The 18,572-nt window shown below is 64.3% G+C and carries 20 protein-coding genes; 10 read left to right on the top strand and 10 right to left on the bottom strand.

Annotation, left to right across the window (positions count from 1 at the left end; genetic code table 11):
- Both CO675_RS22840 and groES read right to left on the bottom strand, forming a co-directional pair.
- Positions 1-374, bottom strand: a 374-nt coding sequence (locus CO675_RS22840) for a TCP-1/cpn60 chaperonin family protein (protein WP_283808120.1), incomplete at its 3' end; no start/stop codon positions are given.
- Between the two features lie 43 nt (positions 375-417).
- Positions 418-732 carry a co-chaperone GroES gene (gene groES / locus CO675_RS22845; RefSeq protein WP_097674118.1) on the bottom strand — a complete coding sequence of 105 codons (315 nt, stop codon included), beginning with the start codon at positions 730-732 and terminating at the stop codon, positions 418-420.
- 383 nt (positions 733-1,115) lie between these two features.
- On the opposite strand from groES, the gene CO675_RS22850 reads away from it, so the two are divergent.
- Together CO675_RS22850 and CO675_RS22855 are read left to right on the top strand one after the other, a co-directional pair.
- The gene (locus CO675_RS22850) at positions 1,116-1,406 is read left to right on the top strand and encodes an usg protein (protein WP_097674119.1); all 291 of its coding nucleotides are present in this window, start codon (positions 1,116-1,118) and stop codon (positions 1,404-1,406) included.
- A gap of 112 nt (positions 1,407-1,518) precedes the next feature.
- Positions 1,519-2,109: a cupin domain-containing protein gene (locus tag CO675_RS22855; RefSeq protein ID WP_097674120.1), complete on the top strand. Its 591-nt coding sequence runs from the start codon at positions 1,519-1,521 to the stop codon at positions 2,107-2,109.
- Between the two features lie 65 nt (positions 2,110-2,174).
- Here CO675_RS22855 and CO675_RS22860 read toward each other — a convergent pair whose 3' ends face one another.
- Complete coding sequence (locus CO675_RS22860; RefSeq protein WP_097674121.1) at positions 2,175-3,425, bottom strand: NupC/NupG family nucleoside CNT transporter; 1,251 nt, start codon at positions 3,423-3,425, stop codon at positions 2,175-2,177.
- A gap of 116 nt (positions 3,426-3,541) precedes the next feature.
- Here CO675_RS22860 and CO675_RS22865 point away from each other — a divergent pair, with 116 nt between their 5' ends.
- A complete protein-coding gene (locus CO675_RS22865) occupies positions 3,542-4,765 on the top strand; it encodes an MFS transporter (RefSeq protein ID WP_097674122.1) in 1,224 nt (407 codons plus the stop codon).
- 506 nt (positions 4,766-5,271) lie between these two features.
- Here the strand turns inward: CO675_RS22865 and CO675_RS22870 are convergent.
- Both CO675_RS22870 and CO675_RS22875 read right to left on the bottom strand, forming a co-directional pair.
- Positions 5,272-6,033 carry an SDR family oxidoreductase gene (locus tag CO675_RS22870; protein ID WP_021077765.1) on the bottom strand — a complete coding sequence of 254 codons (762 nt, stop codon included), beginning with the start codon at positions 6,031-6,033 and terminating at the stop codon, positions 5,272-5,274.
- A 12-nt stretch (positions 6,034-6,045) separates the two neighbouring features.
- Positions 6,046-6,807, bottom strand: coding sequence for a proteasome-type protease (locus CO675_RS22875; protein ID WP_050406373.1), 762 nt, complete (start codon positions 6,805-6,807; stop codon positions 6,046-6,048).
- Between the two features lie 284 nt (positions 6,808-7,091).
- Between CO675_RS22875 and CO675_RS22880 the strand changes: the two genes are divergently transcribed.
- Entirely contained in the window at positions 7,092-8,732 is a 1,641-nt protein-coding gene (locus CO675_RS22880; RefSeq protein WP_097674123.1) for an ABC transporter substrate-binding protein, read from the top strand.
- A gap of 26 nt (positions 8,733-8,758) precedes the next feature.
- On the opposite strand, the gene CO675_RS22885 is transcribed toward CO675_RS22880, so the two are convergent.
- The 4 genes from CO675_RS22885 to CO675_RS22900 all read right to left on the bottom strand — a co-directional run bounded on the left by CO675_RS22885 (position 8,759) and on the right by CO675_RS22900 (position 12,702).
- Positions 8,759-9,184 carry a carboxymuconolactone decarboxylase family protein gene (locus tag CO675_RS22885; RefSeq protein ID WP_097674124.1) on the bottom strand — a complete coding sequence of 142 codons (426 nt, stop codon included), beginning with the start codon at positions 9,182-9,184 and terminating at the stop codon, positions 8,759-8,761.
- Positions 9,185-9,335: 151 nt separating this feature from the next.
- Positions 9,336-10,178 (bottom strand): transglutaminase family protein, encoded by an 843-nt coding sequence (locus CO675_RS22890; protein ID WP_097674125.1) that lies wholly within the window; start codon positions 10,176-10,178, stop codon positions 9,336-9,338.
- Between the two features lie 152 nt (positions 10,179-10,330).
- Entirely contained in the window at positions 10,331-11,275 is a 945-nt protein-coding gene (locus tag CO675_RS22895; protein WP_097674126.1) for an alpha-E domain-containing protein, read from the bottom strand.
- An 8-nt stretch (positions 11,276-11,283) separates the two neighbouring features.
- Entirely contained in the window at positions 11,284-12,702 is a 1,419-nt protein-coding gene (locus CO675_RS22900) for a circularly permuted type 2 ATP-grasp protein (protein ID WP_097674127.1), read from the bottom strand.
- A gap of 227 nt (positions 12,703-12,929) precedes the next feature.
- Here CO675_RS22900 and CO675_RS22905 point away from each other — a divergent pair, with 227 nt between their 5' ends.
- The 3 genes from CO675_RS22905 to CO675_RS22915 all read left to right on the top strand — a co-directional run bounded on the left by CO675_RS22905 (position 12,930) and on the right by CO675_RS22915 (position 15,026).
- Complete coding sequence (locus CO675_RS22905; RefSeq protein WP_097674128.1) at positions 12,930-13,682, top strand: competence/damage-inducible protein A; 753 nt, start codon at positions 12,930-12,932, stop codon at positions 13,680-13,682.
- Positions 13,683-13,688: 6 nt separating this feature from the next.
- Positions 13,689-14,216 carry a xanthine phosphoribosyltransferase gene (gpt, locus tag CO675_RS22910; protein WP_097674129.1) on the top strand — a complete coding sequence of 176 codons (528 nt, stop codon included), beginning with the start codon at positions 13,689-13,691 and terminating at the stop codon, positions 14,214-14,216.
- Positions 14,217-14,402: 186 nt separating this feature from the next.
- Complete coding sequence (locus CO675_RS22915; RefSeq protein WP_097674130.1) at positions 14,403-15,026, top strand: hypothetical protein; 624 nt, start codon at positions 14,403-14,405, stop codon at positions 15,024-15,026.
- 13 nt (positions 15,027-15,039) lie between these two features.
- Here CO675_RS22915 and CO675_RS22920 read toward each other — a convergent pair whose 3' ends face one another.
- Positions 15,040-16,062: a methionine synthase gene (locus CO675_RS22920; protein ID WP_097674131.1), complete on the bottom strand. Its 1,023-nt coding sequence runs from the start codon at positions 16,060-16,062 to the stop codon at positions 15,040-15,042.
- A 99-nt stretch (positions 16,063-16,161) separates the two neighbouring features.
- Here CO675_RS22920 and CO675_RS22925 point away from each other — a divergent pair, with 99 nt between their 5' ends.
- The 3 genes from CO675_RS22925 (at position 16,162) to CO675_RS22935 (ending at position 18,551) form a co-directional block, all read left to right on the top strand.
- The gene (locus CO675_RS22925; protein WP_097674132.1) at positions 16,162-16,866 is read left to right on the top strand and encodes a glutathione binding-like protein; all 705 of its coding nucleotides are present in this window, start codon (positions 16,162-16,164) and stop codon (positions 16,864-16,866) included.
- 99 nt (positions 16,867-16,965) lie between these two features.
- Positions 16,966-17,577, top strand: a complete 612-nt coding sequence (locus CO675_RS22930) for a 2-hydroxychromene-2-carboxylate isomerase (protein WP_097674286.1) — start codon at positions 16,966-16,968, stop codon at positions 17,575-17,577.
- Positions 17,577-18,551, top strand: coding sequence for an NADPH:quinone oxidoreductase family protein (locus CO675_RS22935; protein WP_097674133.1), 975 nt, complete (start codon positions 17,577-17,579; stop codon positions 18,549-18,551). Before CO675_RS22930 ends, CO675_RS22935 begins: the two co-directional genes overlap by 1 nt.
- Positions 18,552-18,572 lie beyond the last annotated feature (21 nt).

An 18,572-nucleotide genomic window follows, 5' to 3' on the forward strand; every position in this document is an offset into this window, starting at 1 on the left:
TCGACCGCGAGGTCGATACCGCGCTTCAGGTCCATCGGGTTCATGCCGGCGGCAACCGACTTGGCGCCTTCACGCACGATCGCCTGGGCGAGCACGGTGGCGGTGGTGGTGCCGTCGCCGGCCGCGTCAGCGGACTTGGAGGCGACTTCGCGCACCATCTGGGCGCCCATGTTCTCGAACTTGTCCTCGAGCTCGATCTCCTTGGCGACGGTGACGCCGTCCTTGGTGATGCGGGGAGCGCCGAACGACTTCTCGAGCACGACGTTGCGGCCCTTCGGGCCGAGGGTGACCTTCACCGCATTGGCGAGGATGTCGACGCCGCGCAGCATCTTGTCGCGCGCATCGACGGAGAATTTGACTTCTTTAGCTGCCATCTGAATTTTTCCTTGAGAGGTTTACCTGGGAGGGAAGAGGCGCTTAGGCCGCCTTCTTCTTGGAAGCGGGGACGTCGAGCACGCCCATGATGTCGCTTTCCTTCATGATCAGCAGGTCTTCACCGTCGATCTTGACCTCGGTGCCGGACCACTTGCCGAACAGGACGCGGTCGCCGACCTTGATGTCGATGGGGATCAGCTTGCCGGCTTCGTCGCGGCCGCCCGGGCCGACGGCGATGACTTCGCCCTGCGAGGGCTTTTCCTTGGCGCTGTCCGGAATGATGATGCCGCCAGCAGTCTTCTCTTCGGCGTCGATACGCTTGACCACGACGCGGTCGTGAAGCGGACGGAATTTCATGCAGTCCTCCTAAACATTTGCGGATGCTGTAGATTTTTGGAGTTTTAGCAGTCCAATCCGGCGAGTGCCAGACTGGTTGGGCAGGAGATAGGCCAAGCCTTGGCGGCGGGCAAGTGGCTCTAGCAGAAAAATTGGCACTCGCGAATGACGGCTGCCAGCTTCATTTCGGCATCCTTAATGCCCTCGTCGGGGCTCGCCAGGGCTATTAGCAGATGCGGTAAGCTGCTGCTAACGCAAGAAATTTCAACAACCTATTAAACATTTAGGCTTGAGATGGGTTAGTCGCGTGCGTCACATTTCTCTCATGTGAGCGCATCCATTGCCGGTGGTCCGGCGGGGAAGGTCGGCCACCACGTGAATGCGCTCCTTCACAGGAGGTTGGCATGGTCTCGCGAGTTGGTGGGGTTGTTTCCGACGATTTCCGGAAGCAGTTGCTGGGGTACGGGCTGACGACGGCGCAAATCCTCTATCGGATGCCCGATCACCCCTCGTTGCTGCAAACCTATGTCTGGCAGAACTACGATCTGTTTCCGAAATTTCCGGCGCTGCAGGATTTCCTCAGCTTCTGGCAGCAGAAGCTCGAGGGCCCGCTGTTCTCGGTGACGGTGGCGCATTCCAAGCTGGTCAAGCCGGCCGAACTGCGGGCCGTCGACGGCGTGTTCCGGCTGCATTGATCCGCAGAGGGACGCAGGGCAAGGCGGCGAGGCGCGGTGCGCGCCTTTGCCCACCTTGCGCGGCGCGACTTGTGTTAGCTTCCGCCCGTCACAAAAAGACGGGAGGCGAACAATGGCCAGGAAGACGACATCAAGATCCGCAGCCAAGACCGCGGTGAAGAAGAAATGGTCGGGGCTCGGCGCCGGCGCCAGGAAAGCGTCAGTGAAAGCGTCAGTGAAATCGTCGGCGAAGTCGTCCGCGCGCAAGACCATCAAGTCCAAGGGCCGCGTCACCGCGGCCAAGAAGAGCACGCCGAAAGCGGCAAGCAAGGCGCGGCCGAAGCAGCGCGTCGCCATCAGCCATCACCGCGAAGAGGATTTCAAGGCCGACGGGCTGCGCACCTATGCCAAGTATCGCGACCTCGGCATATCAGCAGCCTCCCATGGCCTGGCGCAGGCGCATGTCATCCGGCTGCAGGGACCGTGCAATCCGGACGAAGTGTCGAAGCTCCACTTCCACGACGTCGAATTCCAGATGGTCTACGTGCTCAAGGGCTGGGTGAAGACCTACATGGAAGGCGAGGGCGAGACGCTGATGCGAGAGGGCAGCGCCTGGACCCAGCCGCCGCGCATCCGGCACATGATCCTGGACTATTCGGACGACGTCGAACTGCTGGAGGTGATCCTGCCGGCCGAGTTCAAGACGGTGGAATTGAAGGCGTAGGACGCCATCACCCTCCGCCGTCATTCCGGGCTCGCGCTACGCGCGCCCGGAATGACGTGGTGAGGTCACGTCATCATCCCCACGATCGCGCCCATCAGGCAGGTCGTCAGCGTCCCTGATACGACCGACTTCAGCCCGAGCGCGTTGATCTCGTCGCGCCGTTCGGGCGCCATGATGCCGAGGCCGCCGATCATGATGCCGAGGCTCGCGAAGTTGGCAAAGCCGCACATCGCGTAGAGCATGATCAGGCGCGAGCGCGGATCGAGCGCGTCGGGACCGAGCTTCGATAGGTCGACATAGGCGATCAGCTCGTTCAGCACGGTCTTGGTGCCCATCAGGCTTCCCGCCGTGATCGCCTGTGGCCACGGCAGGCCCATCAACCAGCACACTGGTGCCATCACGTAACCCAGCAGCCGTTGCAGCGAAATCTTGGCGCCACCGATCTCCGGCAGCAGGCCGATGATCTTGTTCGCCAGATACACCAGCGCAACCAGCACCAGCAGCATGGCGATGATGTTCATCAGCAGCTCGAGACCCGCAGCGGTGCCCTTCACGATGGCGTCCATCGTCGACGACACCTGAACATCGGGATCGTCGAGCGACCCGCCGGTGCGCTTGTCGGATGTCTCCGGCACCATGATCAGGCTGACCAGAATCGCGGCCGGCGCACCGAGCACCGAGGCGATGACGAAATGCGCGGCGGCATCCGGGATCAGGGGCGCGAGCAGCGTCGCGTACAGCACCAGCACGGTGCCGGCGATCCCCGCCATGCCGCCGGTCATCACCAGAAACAATTCGCTGCGGGTGAGCTGCGCCAGATAGGGGCGGATGAAGAGCGGGGCTTCCACCATGCCGAGGAAGATGTTGGCCGCGGTCGAGAGCCCGACCGCGCCGCCGACGCCGAGCGTGCGCTCCAGCAGCCAGGCCATGCCGCGCACGACAGGCGGCAGCACGCGCCAATAGAACAACAGTGTCGTCAGCACGCTCATGACAAGCACGATCGGCAGTGCCTGGAAGGCGAGGATGAAATCCGAGCCCGGCGCCTTGGGATCGAACGGCGCCGGACCGCCGCCGACATAACCGAACACGAAGGCCGTGCCGGCGCGCGTCGCCGCCGCGATGCTGCCGACGGCATCGTTGATCGCGCCGAAGGCCTGCGTCACCAGCGGCACCTTGATCAGCACCAGCGCGGTGATGATCGTGACGGCGAGCCCGATTGCGGCCTGCCGAAGCGACACCTTCAAGCGATTCTCGCTCAACGCCCAGGCGATCACCAGCAACGCCACCACGCCGAACGCCGATTGCAACTGCAGCATCACGCCCCCAAGAACCCTCACGCGATTATGAGCAGGGGCCCCGCGCAGCGCAATGCTGTTGCGCGTTGATCCTGTCACCATTGACAAGTTGCAGGGGCTCAGCCACGCAATCATGCATGTCCTCCGCTACACAGGCCGGCGCCCGCGATCTGCTCGGCCACAGACCCTTCCTGTTCTTTCTGTCCTCGCGCAGCCTGTCGCGCTTCTCCAGCCAGATCGGCGCGGTCGCGATCGGCTGGCAGATCTATGATCTGACCGGCAGCGCGTTCGACCTCGGCATGGTCGGCTTGGTGCAGTTCCTGCCGACGGCGCTGCTGGTGTTCGTCGCAGGCCACGCCGCCGACCGCTTCGAGCGCAAGCGCGTGGTGCAGGCCTGCCAGGTCGCAGAGGCGCTGACCGCATTGTTTCTCGCCGGAAGCACATTCGCCGGCACCATCTCCGAGATCCAGATCTTCGCTGCAACCTTCGTGCTCGGCATAGCCGGCGCGTTCGAGAGCCCGGCGACTGCCGCGCTGTTGCCGCTGATCGCGCCGCAAGGCGCGCTGCAGCGGGCGACCGCGATCTCGAGCGGCGCGGCGCAGGTCGCGACCATCACCGGACCTGCGCTGGGCGGCTTCGCCTATGCGCTGATGCCGAGCGCGCCCTATGGCATCATGATGGTGTTCTGGCTGTTCGGCGCGCTGCTGACCGGCGGCATCGGCCGGCTGCAGCAGGCGGCAGCGAAGAACGGCGAGGTGTCGGACGATCTGTATGCCGGCGTCACCTTCGTTCGCAGCAATCCGGCGATCCTCGGCACCATCTCGCTCGATCTGTTCGCGGTGCTGTTCGGCGGCGTCACCGCGCTGCTGCCGATCTACGCGCGCGATATCCTGCAAACCGGCCCGCTCGGCCTCGGCATCCTGCGGGCCGCGCCTGCGGTCGGCGCGCTCTTGATGACGATGGTGCTGGCGCGGCACACCATCAACCGCCGCGTCGGCATGCGCATGTTCCAGGCGGTGATCGTGTTCGGCGTGGCGACGGTGGTGTTCGCGCTGTCGCACTGGATGTGGCTGTCGGCGCTCGCGCTCGCGGTGCTCGGCGCCGCCGACACGATCAGCGTCGTGATCCGCTTCTCGCTGGTGCAGCTGGCGACGCCGGACGAAATGCGCGGCCGCGTCGGCGCGGTCAATTTCCTGTTCATCAACGCCTCGAACCAGCTCGGCCAGTTCGAGAGCGGCGTCACCGCCGCGCTGCTCGGCACCGTGCCGTCAGCCGTGCTCGGCGGCGTCGCCACGATCGCGGTCGCGCTGCTCTGGATGAAGCTGTTCCCGACGCTGCGGGATGTCGAGAAGCTGGAGTAGGCTTTTTCGCCTGTCATTGCGAACGAAGCGAAGCAATCCATCATGCTACGAGCAGAGGCATGGATTGCTTCGCTTCGCTCGCAATGACGGCACCGGTGGCCAGAGCTCCGGATCTCCACCTCGCCCCGCTTGCGGGGAGAGGTCGCCGCGCAGCGGCGGGTGAGGTGGACTCTCCGCGAATGCGTCTCTTGCCGTCCTTGCGGAGACTCCCCCTCATCCCGACCTTCTCCCCGCAAGCGGGGAGAAGGGGAAGATCAGTCCCGGCGAGGTCGTCTCACGATTTCGGAATAATGGAAAAATATCGCTGATTTGCCCGACGTGTCAAGTTCCCGTGTCGAACGCCGCTAGGCCGCCGGCTACTGTGCATGGGGTTGTTTTCGATATTTTGGCCGTGCGGCCTGCGAAGGCGTGGCCGGGACATAGGCGGAGCGGAAGCGACGCCGTCCTTCGGACGGCTACGCCCGGCCATAACGATCGTCCTGCCGTAGGCAGGCAGAAGGCGACGATCAGCCGCGGCCGACGAACGGCATCTTGGTCGCCATGACCGTCATGAACAGCACGTTGGCGTCGAGCGGCAGGCCGGCCATGTAGGCGACGGCGTCGCCGACCGCCTTGGCGTCCATGCGCGGCTCGTGCTTGGTGGTGCCGTCCGGCTGCAGCACGCCGGGGCCGTTGACCATGCGATCGGTCATCGGGGTCGCGGCATTGCCGATGTCGACCTGGCCGACCGCGATGTCATACATGCGGCCGTCGAGGTTGGAGGCCTTGGTGAGGCCGGTGATGGCGTGCTTGGTGGAGGTGTAGGCGGCCGAGAACGGCCGCGGCGCATGCGCCGAGATCGAGCCGTTGTTGATGATGCGGCCGCCGCGCGGCGTCTGGTCCTTCATGATGCGGAAGGCGTGCTGGGTGCACAGGAACGGCGCGGTGAGGTTGGTGTTGACCACGGCCTGCCACTGCTCGAGCGGCAGATCCTCGAAGTTCACCGGCGGCGCGCCCATGCCGGCATTGTTGAAGAGAACGTCGAGCCGGCCGTAGGTCGCCTTCACCTTGTCGAACAGCGCTGCGATCGCGGCCGGGTTGGCCATGTCGGCCGAGACGCACAGGCTCTTGCCGGCGGGGCCGAGCTTGGCGGTCTCTTCCAGCATCTCGATGCGGCGTCCGGCGAGCACCACGGTGTAGCCCTTGTCCATCAACGCGAGCGATGCTGCACGGCCGACGCCGGTGCCGGCGCCGGTGACGAGTGCGATCTTGCTGGTTGCTTCGGTCATCCGAGTTTCCTCTTACTTGGTTTTTGCTTCGGTTTCGTTCTTGTAGGGTGGGCGTGGAATGTTCTGGTGCGCCGCGCGCAGCGCCGCCGACCAGCGCGAGCGCAGATCGTGGAAATAGGGCTCGCCGGCCTCGATGCGGTGGTTGAGGTCGGCTTCGCAGGCATCAGTGCGCACCACCAGCACGTCGATCGGCAGGCCGACGCCGAGATTGGAGCGCATCGTCGAATCCATCGAGATCAGGCCCGTTTTGAGCGCCTCATAGAGTTCGACGTCGTAATGCATGGCGCGGTCGAGCACCGGCTTGCCGTATTTGTGCTCGCCGATCTGCAAATACGGCGTGTCGGTGGTGCATTCGATGAAGTTGCCGGCGGTGTAGACCATGAACAGGCGCATCCGCGAGCCCTTGATCTGGCCGCCGAACAGGAACGAGACGTCGAACGAGATATCTTCGGAACGCAGCGCATCGCCCTCGGTGGCATGTACCGAGCGGATGGCGCGGCCGATCCGCTGCGCCGCCTGGAACATGGTCGGCGCATTCATCAGCGTCTCGAGCTCGCCGGTGTGCGGATCTTCCATGCCCTCGGTCAGGGTCGACAGCACCGACTGGCTGATCGCGAGATTGCCGGCGCTGGCGATCGCCATGATGCGGTCGCCGGGCTTTTCGAAGATGTGCAGCTTGCGGAAGGTCGAGACGTTGTCGAGGCCGGCATTGGTGCGGGTATCGGCGATCATGACGAGGCCGTCGCGCACCAGAATTCCGCAGCAATAGGTCATTTCCGGCCCTCAAACGATCCGAGTTTCTCGGCGCCAAACGTGTAGCCAATTTCGAGGTCGCATCCAACCCTAATTCCCCGTGACGGGAGATGCGATGGCAGGTCATGAGGGGGCGGCGACCCGTTCCACCGCTGGCCGCCTGAGAATCCCGGTCCGTGCCAAGGCCTCGTTCTGCGTTGCACGCAGCCGGCAACGATCTGCGTTCCCGTGTCATTGCGAGGCACCCGTCGTTGTGGTCGACTGCCTGCAATCGACAAGAACAACAAGAATTCCGGGAGGCGAGAATGTCGTTCAAACTGGCCATTTGCATCATGGCTTTGGGCGCAGCCGTGATGGCTGCGAGCCCTGCATCGGCGCAGAAGAAGGGCGGCACCTTGCGGCTCTATCACAACGACAATCCGCCCTCGACCTCACTGCTCGAGGAATCCACCATCGCCTCGGTGATGCCGTTCGCGGCGGTCTTCAACAACCTCGTGGTGTTCGATCCGGCCAAGGTGCATGAAAGCATCGACACCGTGATCCCTGATCTTGCCGAGAGCTGGTCATGGGATTCCACCAACACGAAGCTCACCTTCAAGCTGCATCGCGGCGTGAAGTGGCATGACGGCCAGCCGTTCACGGCCAGGGACGTGCAATGCACCTGGCGGATGCTGATCGGCAAGAGCGAGACCCAAGATTCCAAAACCCAGGACTCCAAAACCCAGGACTCCAAAGCCCAGGACTTCAAGCGCAATCCGCGCAAGGTCTGGTATTCGAAGCTCAAGGACATCAGCATCAATGGCGACGATGAAGCGACTTTCGAGCTGACCGAGCCGCAACCCGGCCTGCTGGCGCTGCTCGCCAGCGCCTTCTCGGTGGTCTATCCCTGCCACGTGCCGCAACAGGTGATGCGCACCAAGCCAATCGGCACCGGGCCGTTCAAATTCGTCGAGTTCAGGCGCGGGGATTCAATCCGTCTCGTCCGTAACCCCGACTACTTCAAGAAGGACCGGCCGTATCTCGACGAGATCACGGTGCGCTCGATCGACAGCCGCGCCACGCGCATGCTGGCGTTCGCGACCGGCGACTATGACATCACCTTTCCGTCCGATGTGAGCATTCCCCTGATGAAGGACGTCAAGGCGCGGGCGCCGAGCGCGATCTGCGAGATGACCTCGACCAATCTGCAGATCAACCTGCTGGTCAACCGCGTCAATCCGCCGTTCGACAATCCGGAGATCCGCAAGGCGATGTCGCTGGCGCTCGATCGCCAGGCCTTCAACAGCATCCTGTTCGAAGGCACCGGGCGGCTCGGCGGCGCGATGCAGGCCAAGCCGGAAGGCGAGTGGGGTATGCCGCCGGAGATCCTGTCGACGCTGATGGGCTACGGCTCCAATTCTGACAAGAATCTCGCGGACGCGCAGGCGATCATGCAGAAGCTCGGCTACAGCGACGCCAAGCCGCTGTCGATCAAGATCCAGACCCGCAATCTGCCGACCTATCGCGACCCGGCCGTGATCCTCGCCGACCAGCTCAAGAAGATCTACATCGTCGCCGAGCTCGATATTCTCGACACGCCGCGCTGGTACTCGCGGCTGCAACGCAAGGATTACACGATCGGCCTCAATGTCACCGGCGTCAGCGTCGACGATCCCGACGGCAATCTGGTCGAGAACTATTCCTGCAACTCGGAGCGCAATTACACCCAGTATTGCAATGCCGAGGTCGACAGGCTGCTGGCTGCGCAGTCGCGCGAGGTCGACAAGGACAAGCGCCGAAACATCGTGTTCGACATCGAGCGCCTGCTGGTCGACGACGCGGCGCGGCCGGTCATCCTGCACTCATCGGCCGGCAATTGCTGGCAGCCCTACGTGAGGAACTTTCACCCGCACGACAACAGCCAGTACAACAATTTGCGTTTTGAGGACGTCTGGCTGGACAAGTAACGTCACGGACGGGCGAGTGCAGGCGATTACGGCTCCTGGCTTCGTCCCGCCGGTGTGCCGACGAGGAACGCCTCGTCCACCGGCACGCCGAGCGCGGTGACCAGCCGGTTAGTCTCGGCGGCCATGCCGACGATCGCCAGCATTTCCTGATACTCGGCCTCGGTCATGCCCTTGGCGCGAGCGCTCGCGGTGTGCGAATGGATGCAGTAGCTGCAGCCATGGGCCACGGAGACCGCAACGTAGAGCATTTCCTTGACCTTCGGGTCGAGCGCGCCCGGCGCCATCACCTCCTTGATGCTCTCCCAGGTCCGCCGCAGCGTCTTCGGATCATGTGCGAGCGCGCGCCAGAAATTGTTGATGAAGTCCGAGTTCCGCGTCTTGCGGATGTCGTCGAAGACGGCGCGCGCGTCGGCCGAGAGTTCGTCGTCGGAGAGCAGTTTCACAGTTGCCATGAGTTGTCTCGCTGGTCTTGTTGAAGCAGCGATCATAGCACCACTGCCGTCATTGCGAGGAGCGAAGCGACGAAGCAATCCATGCCTCCGCAAGCGGTCAGATGGATTGCTTCGCTGCGCTCGCAATGACGGATGCGAAACGGGATCGGCCTTACGACTGCGACTGGCTCTGCCACTGCCCGGGGCGGCCGGCCTGGTCGACCTTGACCGCGACGGTCAGCGTCTCGTTGCCGCCGCCATAGCGGGTGCCGCGGACTGGGGCGGCGCCGAGATAGTCGAGGCCGATCGCGACGCGGGCATGGGCGTCGGTGGTGCAGATGCCGTTGGCGGCGTCGAAGCCGATCCAGCCGAGGTCGGGCACGAAGGCCTCGGCCCAGGCGTGGCCGGCCTGCTGGTTGACCATGCCGTCGGAGCGCAGGAAGTGGCCGGAAACGAACCGCGCCGGAACGCCGCCGGCGCGGGCGCAGGCGATCAGGATGTGCGCGTAGTCCTGGCAGACCCCGCGCTTCAGCGCGAACGCCTCGGAGGCCGAGGTGGCGCTGTTGGTCGGGTCCTCGTCGAAGGCCATGTGCTCGTAGATCTGCACCATCAGCGCGTGCAGGAAGCCGAGCACGTCGCTACCTGCTTCCGCGCGCAGCTCGCGCACGAAGCTCGTCATCGCCGGGTTGAGGTCGGTCAGCGGCGTTGGGCGCAGGAACAGGCTCGGCGGAAACCGCTCGTCGCTGCCTTTCAGCACGCCGCCGGTGTCCTGGGTCTCGACCAGGCCCTCGCAATGGATCGTGAGGTCGGTGATCGAGCCATGCGTCAGCACATGGGTGACGTTGCCGAACGCGTCCTCATGGATGTCGAGCCGGGAATCGGTCGAGACGTCGATCTGCCAGTCGGCCACATACTGGCCGTCATGGCTGCCCGGCGTCATCCGCAGGATCTGGATCACGCCCGAGGCCGCTGGCTCGTAGCGATAGGTGGTGGTGTGGGCTATCCGCAGGCGCATGGCTCAACCGGAGTTCAGTCGGTTTTCTGGGGCCGGAACGTCAGGCCCGGGCACCCACGTCTTTCTTCCTAATCGGCCGCGAAAGCAAGACGTCGGTGACTGGGATCGACCCGGTCATGACGACATTTTGAGCACTTTTCCCGCCGCTGGGGTCAGATCAAATATTGCTTGGTGATGATCTCGCCCAGCCGCGAATTGTCCGCGATGAACTCCTGGATGAACTCGTGCACGCCGTGCTGGAAGATATCGTCCATATGGCTGTGCTCGAGCCGGTTCCTGATGCCGCGGGCGTGGCGCTGGGCGGCGCCCTGGCGGCCATAGGCGACGCCGATCTGGTCCAGATTGCGCACCAGGTTGCTGTAGCAGCTGGCGAGCGAGCGCGGCAGCGTGTCGTTGAGGATCAACAGGTCGGCGATCAGCCAGGGCTTCAGGGTTTCCCGGTACACCCAGTGATAGGCGGTCGTCGCCGACACCGAGCGCAGGATCGAGGTCCACTGGTAGTAATCCAGCGGGCCGCCGACATGCTCCTCCTCGGGCAGCAGCATGTGATACTTGACGTCGAGAATGCGGGCGGTGTTGTCGGCGCGCTCGAGATGCACGCCGAGCCGCGAGAACCAGTAGGCGTCGTTGCGCAGCATGGTGCGGTAGGCCGAACCGTCGAAGCGCAGCGAGGTCTCCTGCACGAAGCGCAGGAATTTGGCCAGCTCCTCGCGGTTGGCGGGACCCTTGTTCCAGACCGCCTGCAGCTCGATCCACGACGAATTGATGGTGTCCCACATCTCCGACGTCAGCGCGGTGCGCACCGAGCGGGAATTGAGCCGCGCGGCCTCGATGCAGTTCTTGATCGAGGAGGGATTCTCCGCCGAAAAGGACAGATACTCGACGACGTTTCGCTCGTTGGCTTCTTCGTAATGGTCGTAGAAGGCCGGGCCAACACCGGCGGTGAGCAGTGCAGAGTCCCACTCATTGGTCTTGCCGACATAGGCCGCGGGCAGCGCGGTGACGCGCAGCGTGGCGTCGATCGTGCGCGCGAGATACTCGGCGCGTTCGACGTAACGGGCCAGCCAGAACAGGTTTTCGGCGGTGCGCGACAGCATGCTTTCAACTACTCGCTCAGTATCCAGGTGTCTTTGGTGCCGCCGCCCTGGCTCGAATTGACCACGAGCGAGCCTTCCTTCAGCGCCACCCGCGTCAGCCCGCCGGGCACGATGGTGGTGTGGTTGGAGCCGGTCAGCACGAACGGGCGGAGGTCGACATGGCGCGGCGCGAGGCCCTTGTCGGTGCAGGTCGGGCAGGTCGACAGCGCCAGCGTCGGCTGCGCGATGAAACCCTCCGGCTCGCGCTTGAGCTTGTCGCGGAACGCCTCGATAGTGGCCTTGGTGGCGGCCGGACCGATCAGCATGCCGTAGCCGCCCGAGCCGTGGACTTCCTTGACGACGAGGTCGGCGAGGTTGTCGAGCACGTAGGACAGATCCTGCGCCTCGCGGCAGCGCCAGGTCTGCACGTTCTTCAGGATCGGCTCCTCGCTGAGGTAGAACTTCACGATGTCGGGCATGTAGGAATAGATCGCCTTGTCGTCGGCGATGCCGGTGCCGACCGCGTTGGCGAGCGTGATGTTGCCGGCCGCGTAGGCCGACATCAGGCCTGGGACGCCGAGTGCGGAATCCGGGCGGAAGGTGAGGGGATCGAGGAAGTCGTCGTCGACGCGGCGGTAGATCACGTCGACCCGCTTCAGCCCCTCGGTGGTGCGCATGAACACCTCGTCGTTCTTGACGATGAGGTCGCGCCCCTCGACCAGCTCGATGCCGAGCTTGTCGGCCAGGAAGGAGTGCTCGTAATAGGCCGAGTTGTAGACGCCGGGCGTCATCAGCGCGACCGTCGGCTCGGCAGAGGCGCTGTGCGGCGCCACCGACCGCAGCGCCGACAGCAACTCGTCCGGATAGCGCTCGACCGGCGCGACGCGGTGCCGCGCGAACAGGTCCGGAAACAGCCGCATCATGATCTCGCGGTTTTCCAGCATGTAGGACACGCCGGACGGCGTGCGCGCATTGTCCTCCAGCACGATGAAGTTGTCCGGATCGGTGCGGATGATGTCGATGCCGGCGATGTGGACGTAGATGTCGTGAGGCACGTCCTGGCCGTTCATCTCCGGCCGGAACACCGGGTTCTGGAAGATCAGGTCTTCGGGGATGATGTTGGCGCGCAGGATGTCGCGGCCGTGGTAGATGTCCTTGAGGAACATGTTGAGCGCGAGCACGCGCTGCTTCAGGCCCTTCTCCAGCAGCGTCCACTCGGTCGCGGACATGATGCGCGGAATGACGTCGAACGGGATCAGCCGTTCCTGGGCCTCGGAATCCCCGTAGACCGCGAAGGTGATGCCGATCCGGCGGAACAGGAGCTCCGCTTCCTGGCGCCGATATTCGAGCGCATCCGGCGGCGTCTCTTTGAGCCAGCGGGAGAGCTCCTGGTAGGCCGGGCGGAGATCCTCGCCGAGGCCGTTCATCTCATCGAACGCGACTGCCATATATCCCGACTGCCCTCCCAAGCCATGTGACACAGTGCATGACTTGATGGGATGGTAGCAAGGGGCGGGCCAGCGCGATATGCATTGGCTTATGGCATTTGCTAAGGGTTGGGCGGAAGGCCTGCCCGAAAAACCGGCTGAGGTCTGCTTAATTCGGCGGCAAAACCCCGTGACATCAAGGCATTGGATCGGCAATGTCAGGGGATCAAGTTTAGGGAAATGAGATCATGAGCGAGATCGTCACGGCGGGGATATTGGTGATCGGCGACGAGATCCTGTCCGGCCGGACCAAGGACAAGAACATCGGCTTCATCGCCGAATACCTGACCAATATCGGCATCGACCTGAAAGAGGTCCGCGTCGTCGCCGACGACGAGGCCGACATCGTGTCCGCCCTTGATGCGCTGCGGCACAGGTACACCTACGTGTTCACCACCGGCGGCATCGGGCCGACCCATGACGACATCACCGCCGACAGCGTGGCGAAGGCGTTCGGGGTCGAGATCCACCATCATCCCGACGTGGTGGCGCGGTTCAGGGAGCGCTGGACCGAGCAGGACCTCAACGAGGCGCGGCTGCGGATGGCCCGGGTGCCCGATGGCGCCGAGCTGATCCAGAGCGCGACCATCCTGGCGCCTGGCTTCAAGCTCGGCAACGTCATCGTGATGGCCGGCATCCCCACCATCATGCAGGCGATGATGGACATCGTGGCGCCGACCCTGAAATCCGGGGTGCGGATGTTGTCGGACTCGGTCCGCGCCGACGCGCGGGAAGGCGACATCGGCGGCCCGCTGCGGGCGATCGCGGAAGCCAATCCCGACACCATCATCGGCAGCTATCCGTTCCAGGACGAGAACCAGAAGCCGAACACCAATCTGGTGGTCCGCTCGCGCGATCCCGAGAAGCTCGCCACCGCGATGGCCGCGGTGAAGGAGATGTTGAAGCAGGTGCAGGCCGCGCAGAAGAAGTCGGCGGGTTGAGGCGACATGGTCGAACGAAATTCTGAATCGAATGCGCAGGATCGGGCCGGCAGGCCGTTCCCGGTCTCGTGGGATCAATTCCATCGGGATTGCCGGGCGCTGACCTGGCGGCTCAATGAGGTTGGCCCGTTCCATGCGGTGATCGCGATCACCCGCGGCGGGCTGGTGCCGGCGGCGATCGTGGCGCGCGAACTCGGCCTGCGGGTGATCGATACCGTCTGCGTCGCCAGCTACGACCATGACAAGCAGGGCGACTTGAAAGTGCTCAAGGGCATTTCGGAGCAGACCGCCCAGCTCGGCGGCGGCACCGGCAAGGGGCTCTTGATCGTCGACGACCTCGTCGATACCGGCAAGACTGGCAAGCTGGTGCGCGAGATGCTCCCGGACGCGCATTTCGCAACGGTCTATGCCAAGCCGAAGGGCCGCCCGCTGGTCGACACCTACATCACCGAGGTGTCGCAGGACACCTGGATCTTCTTTCCCTGGGACACCGCGCTGTCGTTCCAGCCGCCGATCCGCGACGGTGCGGCGTAGCGAGTCACCTCGCCCGGCGTGCGGGGAGAGGTCGGGTCGCATCGTTAGATGCGATCCGGGTGAGGGGGGCTCAGCCCGGGTTCATCTCTCACTATCTTTGCGGATATGGCCCCTCACCTTGACCCTCTAAGAGGGGCTCCGCTCATCTCGACCCCGCAAGAGCGGGGCGAGGGGGAAGTAAGCAACATGCCCCTGCAAAACCGCGTCACGCCCACCGGCGACATCGTCGCGACCGAACATCGCGGCACCTTCACCGGCAATCGCGGCATCATCCACGATCCGGCGACGCGGACGCTGTTGAACAAGCGCTGGTCGAGCCCGGCCTGGCTCACCTGCGTCTGCGAGTTCAGGGGACGGCGGCGCAAGGTGATGAGCCGGCAGAGCTGGACCGAGCTGTTCTTCCTCGATGAAGCCACCGCCTTCGCGGCGGGGCATCGGCCCTGCTTCTACTGCCGCCGCGACGACGCCAAACGGTTTCGTGCCGCGTGGGAGCAAGGTAACGGCGTCAGCGATCTCAGCGCCAAGGCGATGGATGCGCTGCTGCACGCCGAACGGCTCGACCGTGGCAAGAAGCGGCTGCATCCGCTGCCGATGCCGCTCGCCGAGTTACCTGATGGCGCGATGGTGCAGGCGAACGGGGAAAGCTATCTCGTTGCCGGTGGCAAAACCACGCGCTGGTCGTTCGCAGGCTACGAGCGGGCCAATGTTACCGCTCCCGCGATGCTGCTGACACCGCCGTCAACCGTCCGTGCGTTTCAAGCCGGCTACCGGCCGGTGCTGCACCCGAGCGCGGCGATTGCGCTCGGCTGAGCCGTTGGCTTCCTTACGCCAGCCGCTGCCTCGCCAGCTTGGCGCCGGCGCCAAGCGCGATCAGCTTGGCTTCGGCGATATCGCGCCGCATCGGCGCCATGCCGCAATTGGTGGTCGCGATGATGTTGCCCTTCGGCACGTGTTTCGCGACCGCCTCGATCACCTTGACGACGTCTTCCGCAGTCTCGACCTCGTCGCTGGCGACGTCGATCACGCCGGCCTGTACGATCTTGCCGGGGAGCGCCGCCAGCAGCTCGATCGGCACCTTCGAATTGCGGCATTCGATCGCGACCTGCTGGATCGTGCTCTTGTCGATGACCGGGAAGGTCTCTTCATATTGCCGCCATTCGCCGCCGAGCGTCTGCTTCCAGTCGGTGTTGGCCTTGATGCCGTAGCCATAGCAGATGTGAACGGCGGTGGCGCAGGTGAGGCCTTCGGCGGCGCGCTCCAGCGCCTTGATGCCCCAGTCGCGCACCTCGTCCATGTAGACGTTGAACGCAGGCTCGTCGAACTGGATCATGTCGACGCCGTCGGCCTGCAACGCCTTGGCCTCCTGGTTCAACAGCTCTGCGAAGGCAAACGCCATCTTGACGCGGTCGCCATAATATTGGTCGGCGATGGTGTCGATGATCGTCATCGGGCCGGGCAGGGTGAACTTCAGCCTGTTTTTGGTGTGGGCGCGCGCTGCGCGCGCCTCGCTTTCATGGACGCGGCCCTTGAGCTGCAACGGCGCGACCACCTGCGGGACCATGGCCTTATAGCGGTCCTTGCGGATGCCCATCTCGACCTTGTGGGCGAAATCGATGCCTTCTACCCGCTCCAGAAAACCGTGCACGAAGTGCTGGCGCGCCTGCTCGCCCTCGGTGACGATGTCGACGCCGGCGTCCTCCTGCAGCTTGACCGCAAGCACCGTGGCATCGCGCTTGGCGCGGGCGAGCTCGGCGCCTTCCGATTTCCAGGGCGCCCACAGCATATTCGGCTCGGCGAGCCATTCCGGCTTCGGCAGCGAGCCTGCGATCGTGGTTGGAAACAGCATGGGTGCCTCCCGGTGGGTTCTGATTGAGCGCCTGTGTGCCATGTCCTAGAGTGGACGTACAGAACAACAAAAGTCTTTGTGATGGGGAAGTGGACGCCGATGATCGACCTGCACTACGCGCCGACGCCGAACGGCTGGAAGATCTCGATCATGCTGGAGGAGCTGGGGCTGCCCTATCAGGTGATCCCGGTGAACATCCGCGCCGGCGAGCAGTTCCAGCCGGAATTCCTGGCGATCAGCCCGAACAACCGCATCCCCGCGATCGTCGACCATACGCCGGCTGACGGCGGCGGCCCGTTCTCGGTGTTCGAGACCGGCGCGATCCTGATCTATCTCGCCGACAAGACCGGCCGTTTCCTGTCCCGGGAGCTGCGTGCGCGGTCGAACGTCATCCAATGGGTGATGTGGCAGATGGGCGGCCTTGGGCCGATGCTCGGCCAGCACGGCCATTTCGCGCTCTATGCGGCCGAGAAGATTCCTTACGCGATCGAGCGCTACCGCGACGAGACGGCGCGGCTCTACGGCGTGCTCGACCGCCAGCTCGGCAAGACCGGCGCCTATATCGGCGGTGACGATTATTCGATCGCCGACATCGCCTGCTTCCCCTGGACCGTGACCCACAAGGCGCAGGGCTTCACCCTCGACGACTACCCGAACATCAAGCGCTGGTACGCCACAGTGCGCGCCCGGCCGCAGGTGCAGGCGGGCCTTGCGATCGGAAAGTTCGTCAAGGAGCCGTTCGACGAGGAATCACGCAAGAACATGTTCGGCCAGCGTGCGAAGGAGCTGGTCGAGAAGAAATGACGCTCGTTATTCCGTGGCGTGACACAGGCGTGGGCCCTGCGCCTTGCGGCGTATCCCGGAATGACGACAATGAATATGGAAAAGACAAAGGGAAACGCCATGATCGAATTCTTCTTCGACTGTTCCAGCCCGTGGACCTATCTCGCCTGGCACAACATCCAGCCGCTGGCGAAGGAGTTCGACGCGCCGATCACCTGGCGGCCGATCCTGGTCGGCGGCATCTTCAACACCGTCAATCCGTCGGTCTACGCGCAGCGCGAGACGCCGGTGCCGCTGAAGGCGCGCTACATGAAAAAGGATCTCGGCGACTGGGCGCGCTCGGCTGGGCTTGCGATCAAGATGCCGCCGACCGTGTTCCCGGTGAACAGCGTCAAGGCGATGCGCGGCTGCATCCTTCTCGGCAACGAGAAGATGGTGCCGTTCGCGCGTGCGGTGTTCGAGGCCTATTGGGGTGACGACAAGGACATCTCGCAGGATGCGGTGCTGACCGAAATCTGCACCAAGCTCGGGATCGATCCGGCGCAGTTCCTGGCCGGCATCGGCGACCAGGCGATCAAGGATCAGCTCAAGGCCAACACCGAGGAGGTGATGGCGCGCGGCGGCTTCGGCTCGCCCACGATCTATCTCGACAAGACCGATATGTATTTCGGTAACGACCGGCTGCCGCTGATCCGCGAGGCGCTGGCCCGCCTCAAGGCGCGAGCCGCCTGATGCCGAAAGCCGTCGTCTGCCGCGAGCTCGGCCCGCCCGAGCGCCTTCAGCTCGAGAATTTTGCCTCGGTGGCTTTGAAGCCGGGCCAGGTGCGCGTCGCGATCCGCGCTGCCGGGATCAATTTCCCCGACATCCTGATGGCGGCGGGCGAGTACCAGCTCAAGCCGCCGCTGCCGTTCACGCCGGGCTCGGAAGCCGCCGGCGATGTCGTCGAGGTCAATGACGCGGCCGGGGTCGCCGTTGGCAACAGGGTGATCGTCAAGATGCGCTTCGGCGCCTATTGCGACGAGACGGTCGCGACACCGTCGCAACTCGTGCCGGTGCCGTCGACCTTCGACTATGCGGAAGGCGCGACCTTCCTTGCCGCGCACGGCACGGCGTATCACGCGCTGATCGACCGCGGGCAGATCAAGCCGGGCGAGGTGCTGCTGGTACATGGCGCCGGCGGCGGCGTCGGGCTTGCAGCGGTCGAGATCGGCAAGCTGCTCGGCGCCACCGTGATCGCGGCGGCCTCGAGCGAGGAGAAGCTTGCGATTGCCAAACAACGTGGCGCGGATCATCTCGTGCTCTACGCGCGCGAGCCGTTCCGTGACGCCGTGAAGCGCCTCACCGACGGCCGCGGCGCCGACGTCGTGTTCGATCCCGTCGGCGGCGAGGTGTTCGAGAACTCGATGCGCTGTATCAACTGGGGCGCGCGCATTCTCGTCGTCGGCTTCACCGGGGGTATCGGCCTTGCGCGCACCAACCTGTTGATGATCAAGGGCGCCAGCGTGCTCGGCGTTCGCGCCGGCGAGGCGGTGCGGAAGGATCCGGCGCTCGGCGAGGTCAGGTTCAAGGCGTTGAGCGAATGGGCCGAGGCGGGCCGGGTGCGGCCAAACATCTCACACCGGCTGCCGCTGGAAGACTACGCGAAGGCCATGCGGCTCCTGATCGAGCGCAAGGCGATCGGGCGTGTGGCGTTGATCACTCGGTAGAACTACGCTCTTTGCACCTGT

The sequence above is a fragment of the Bradyrhizobium sp. C9 genome, assembly GCF_002532045.1.
Classification (GTDB): domain Bacteria; phylum Pseudomonadota; class Alphaproteobacteria; order Rhizobiales; family Xanthobacteraceae; genus Bradyrhizobium.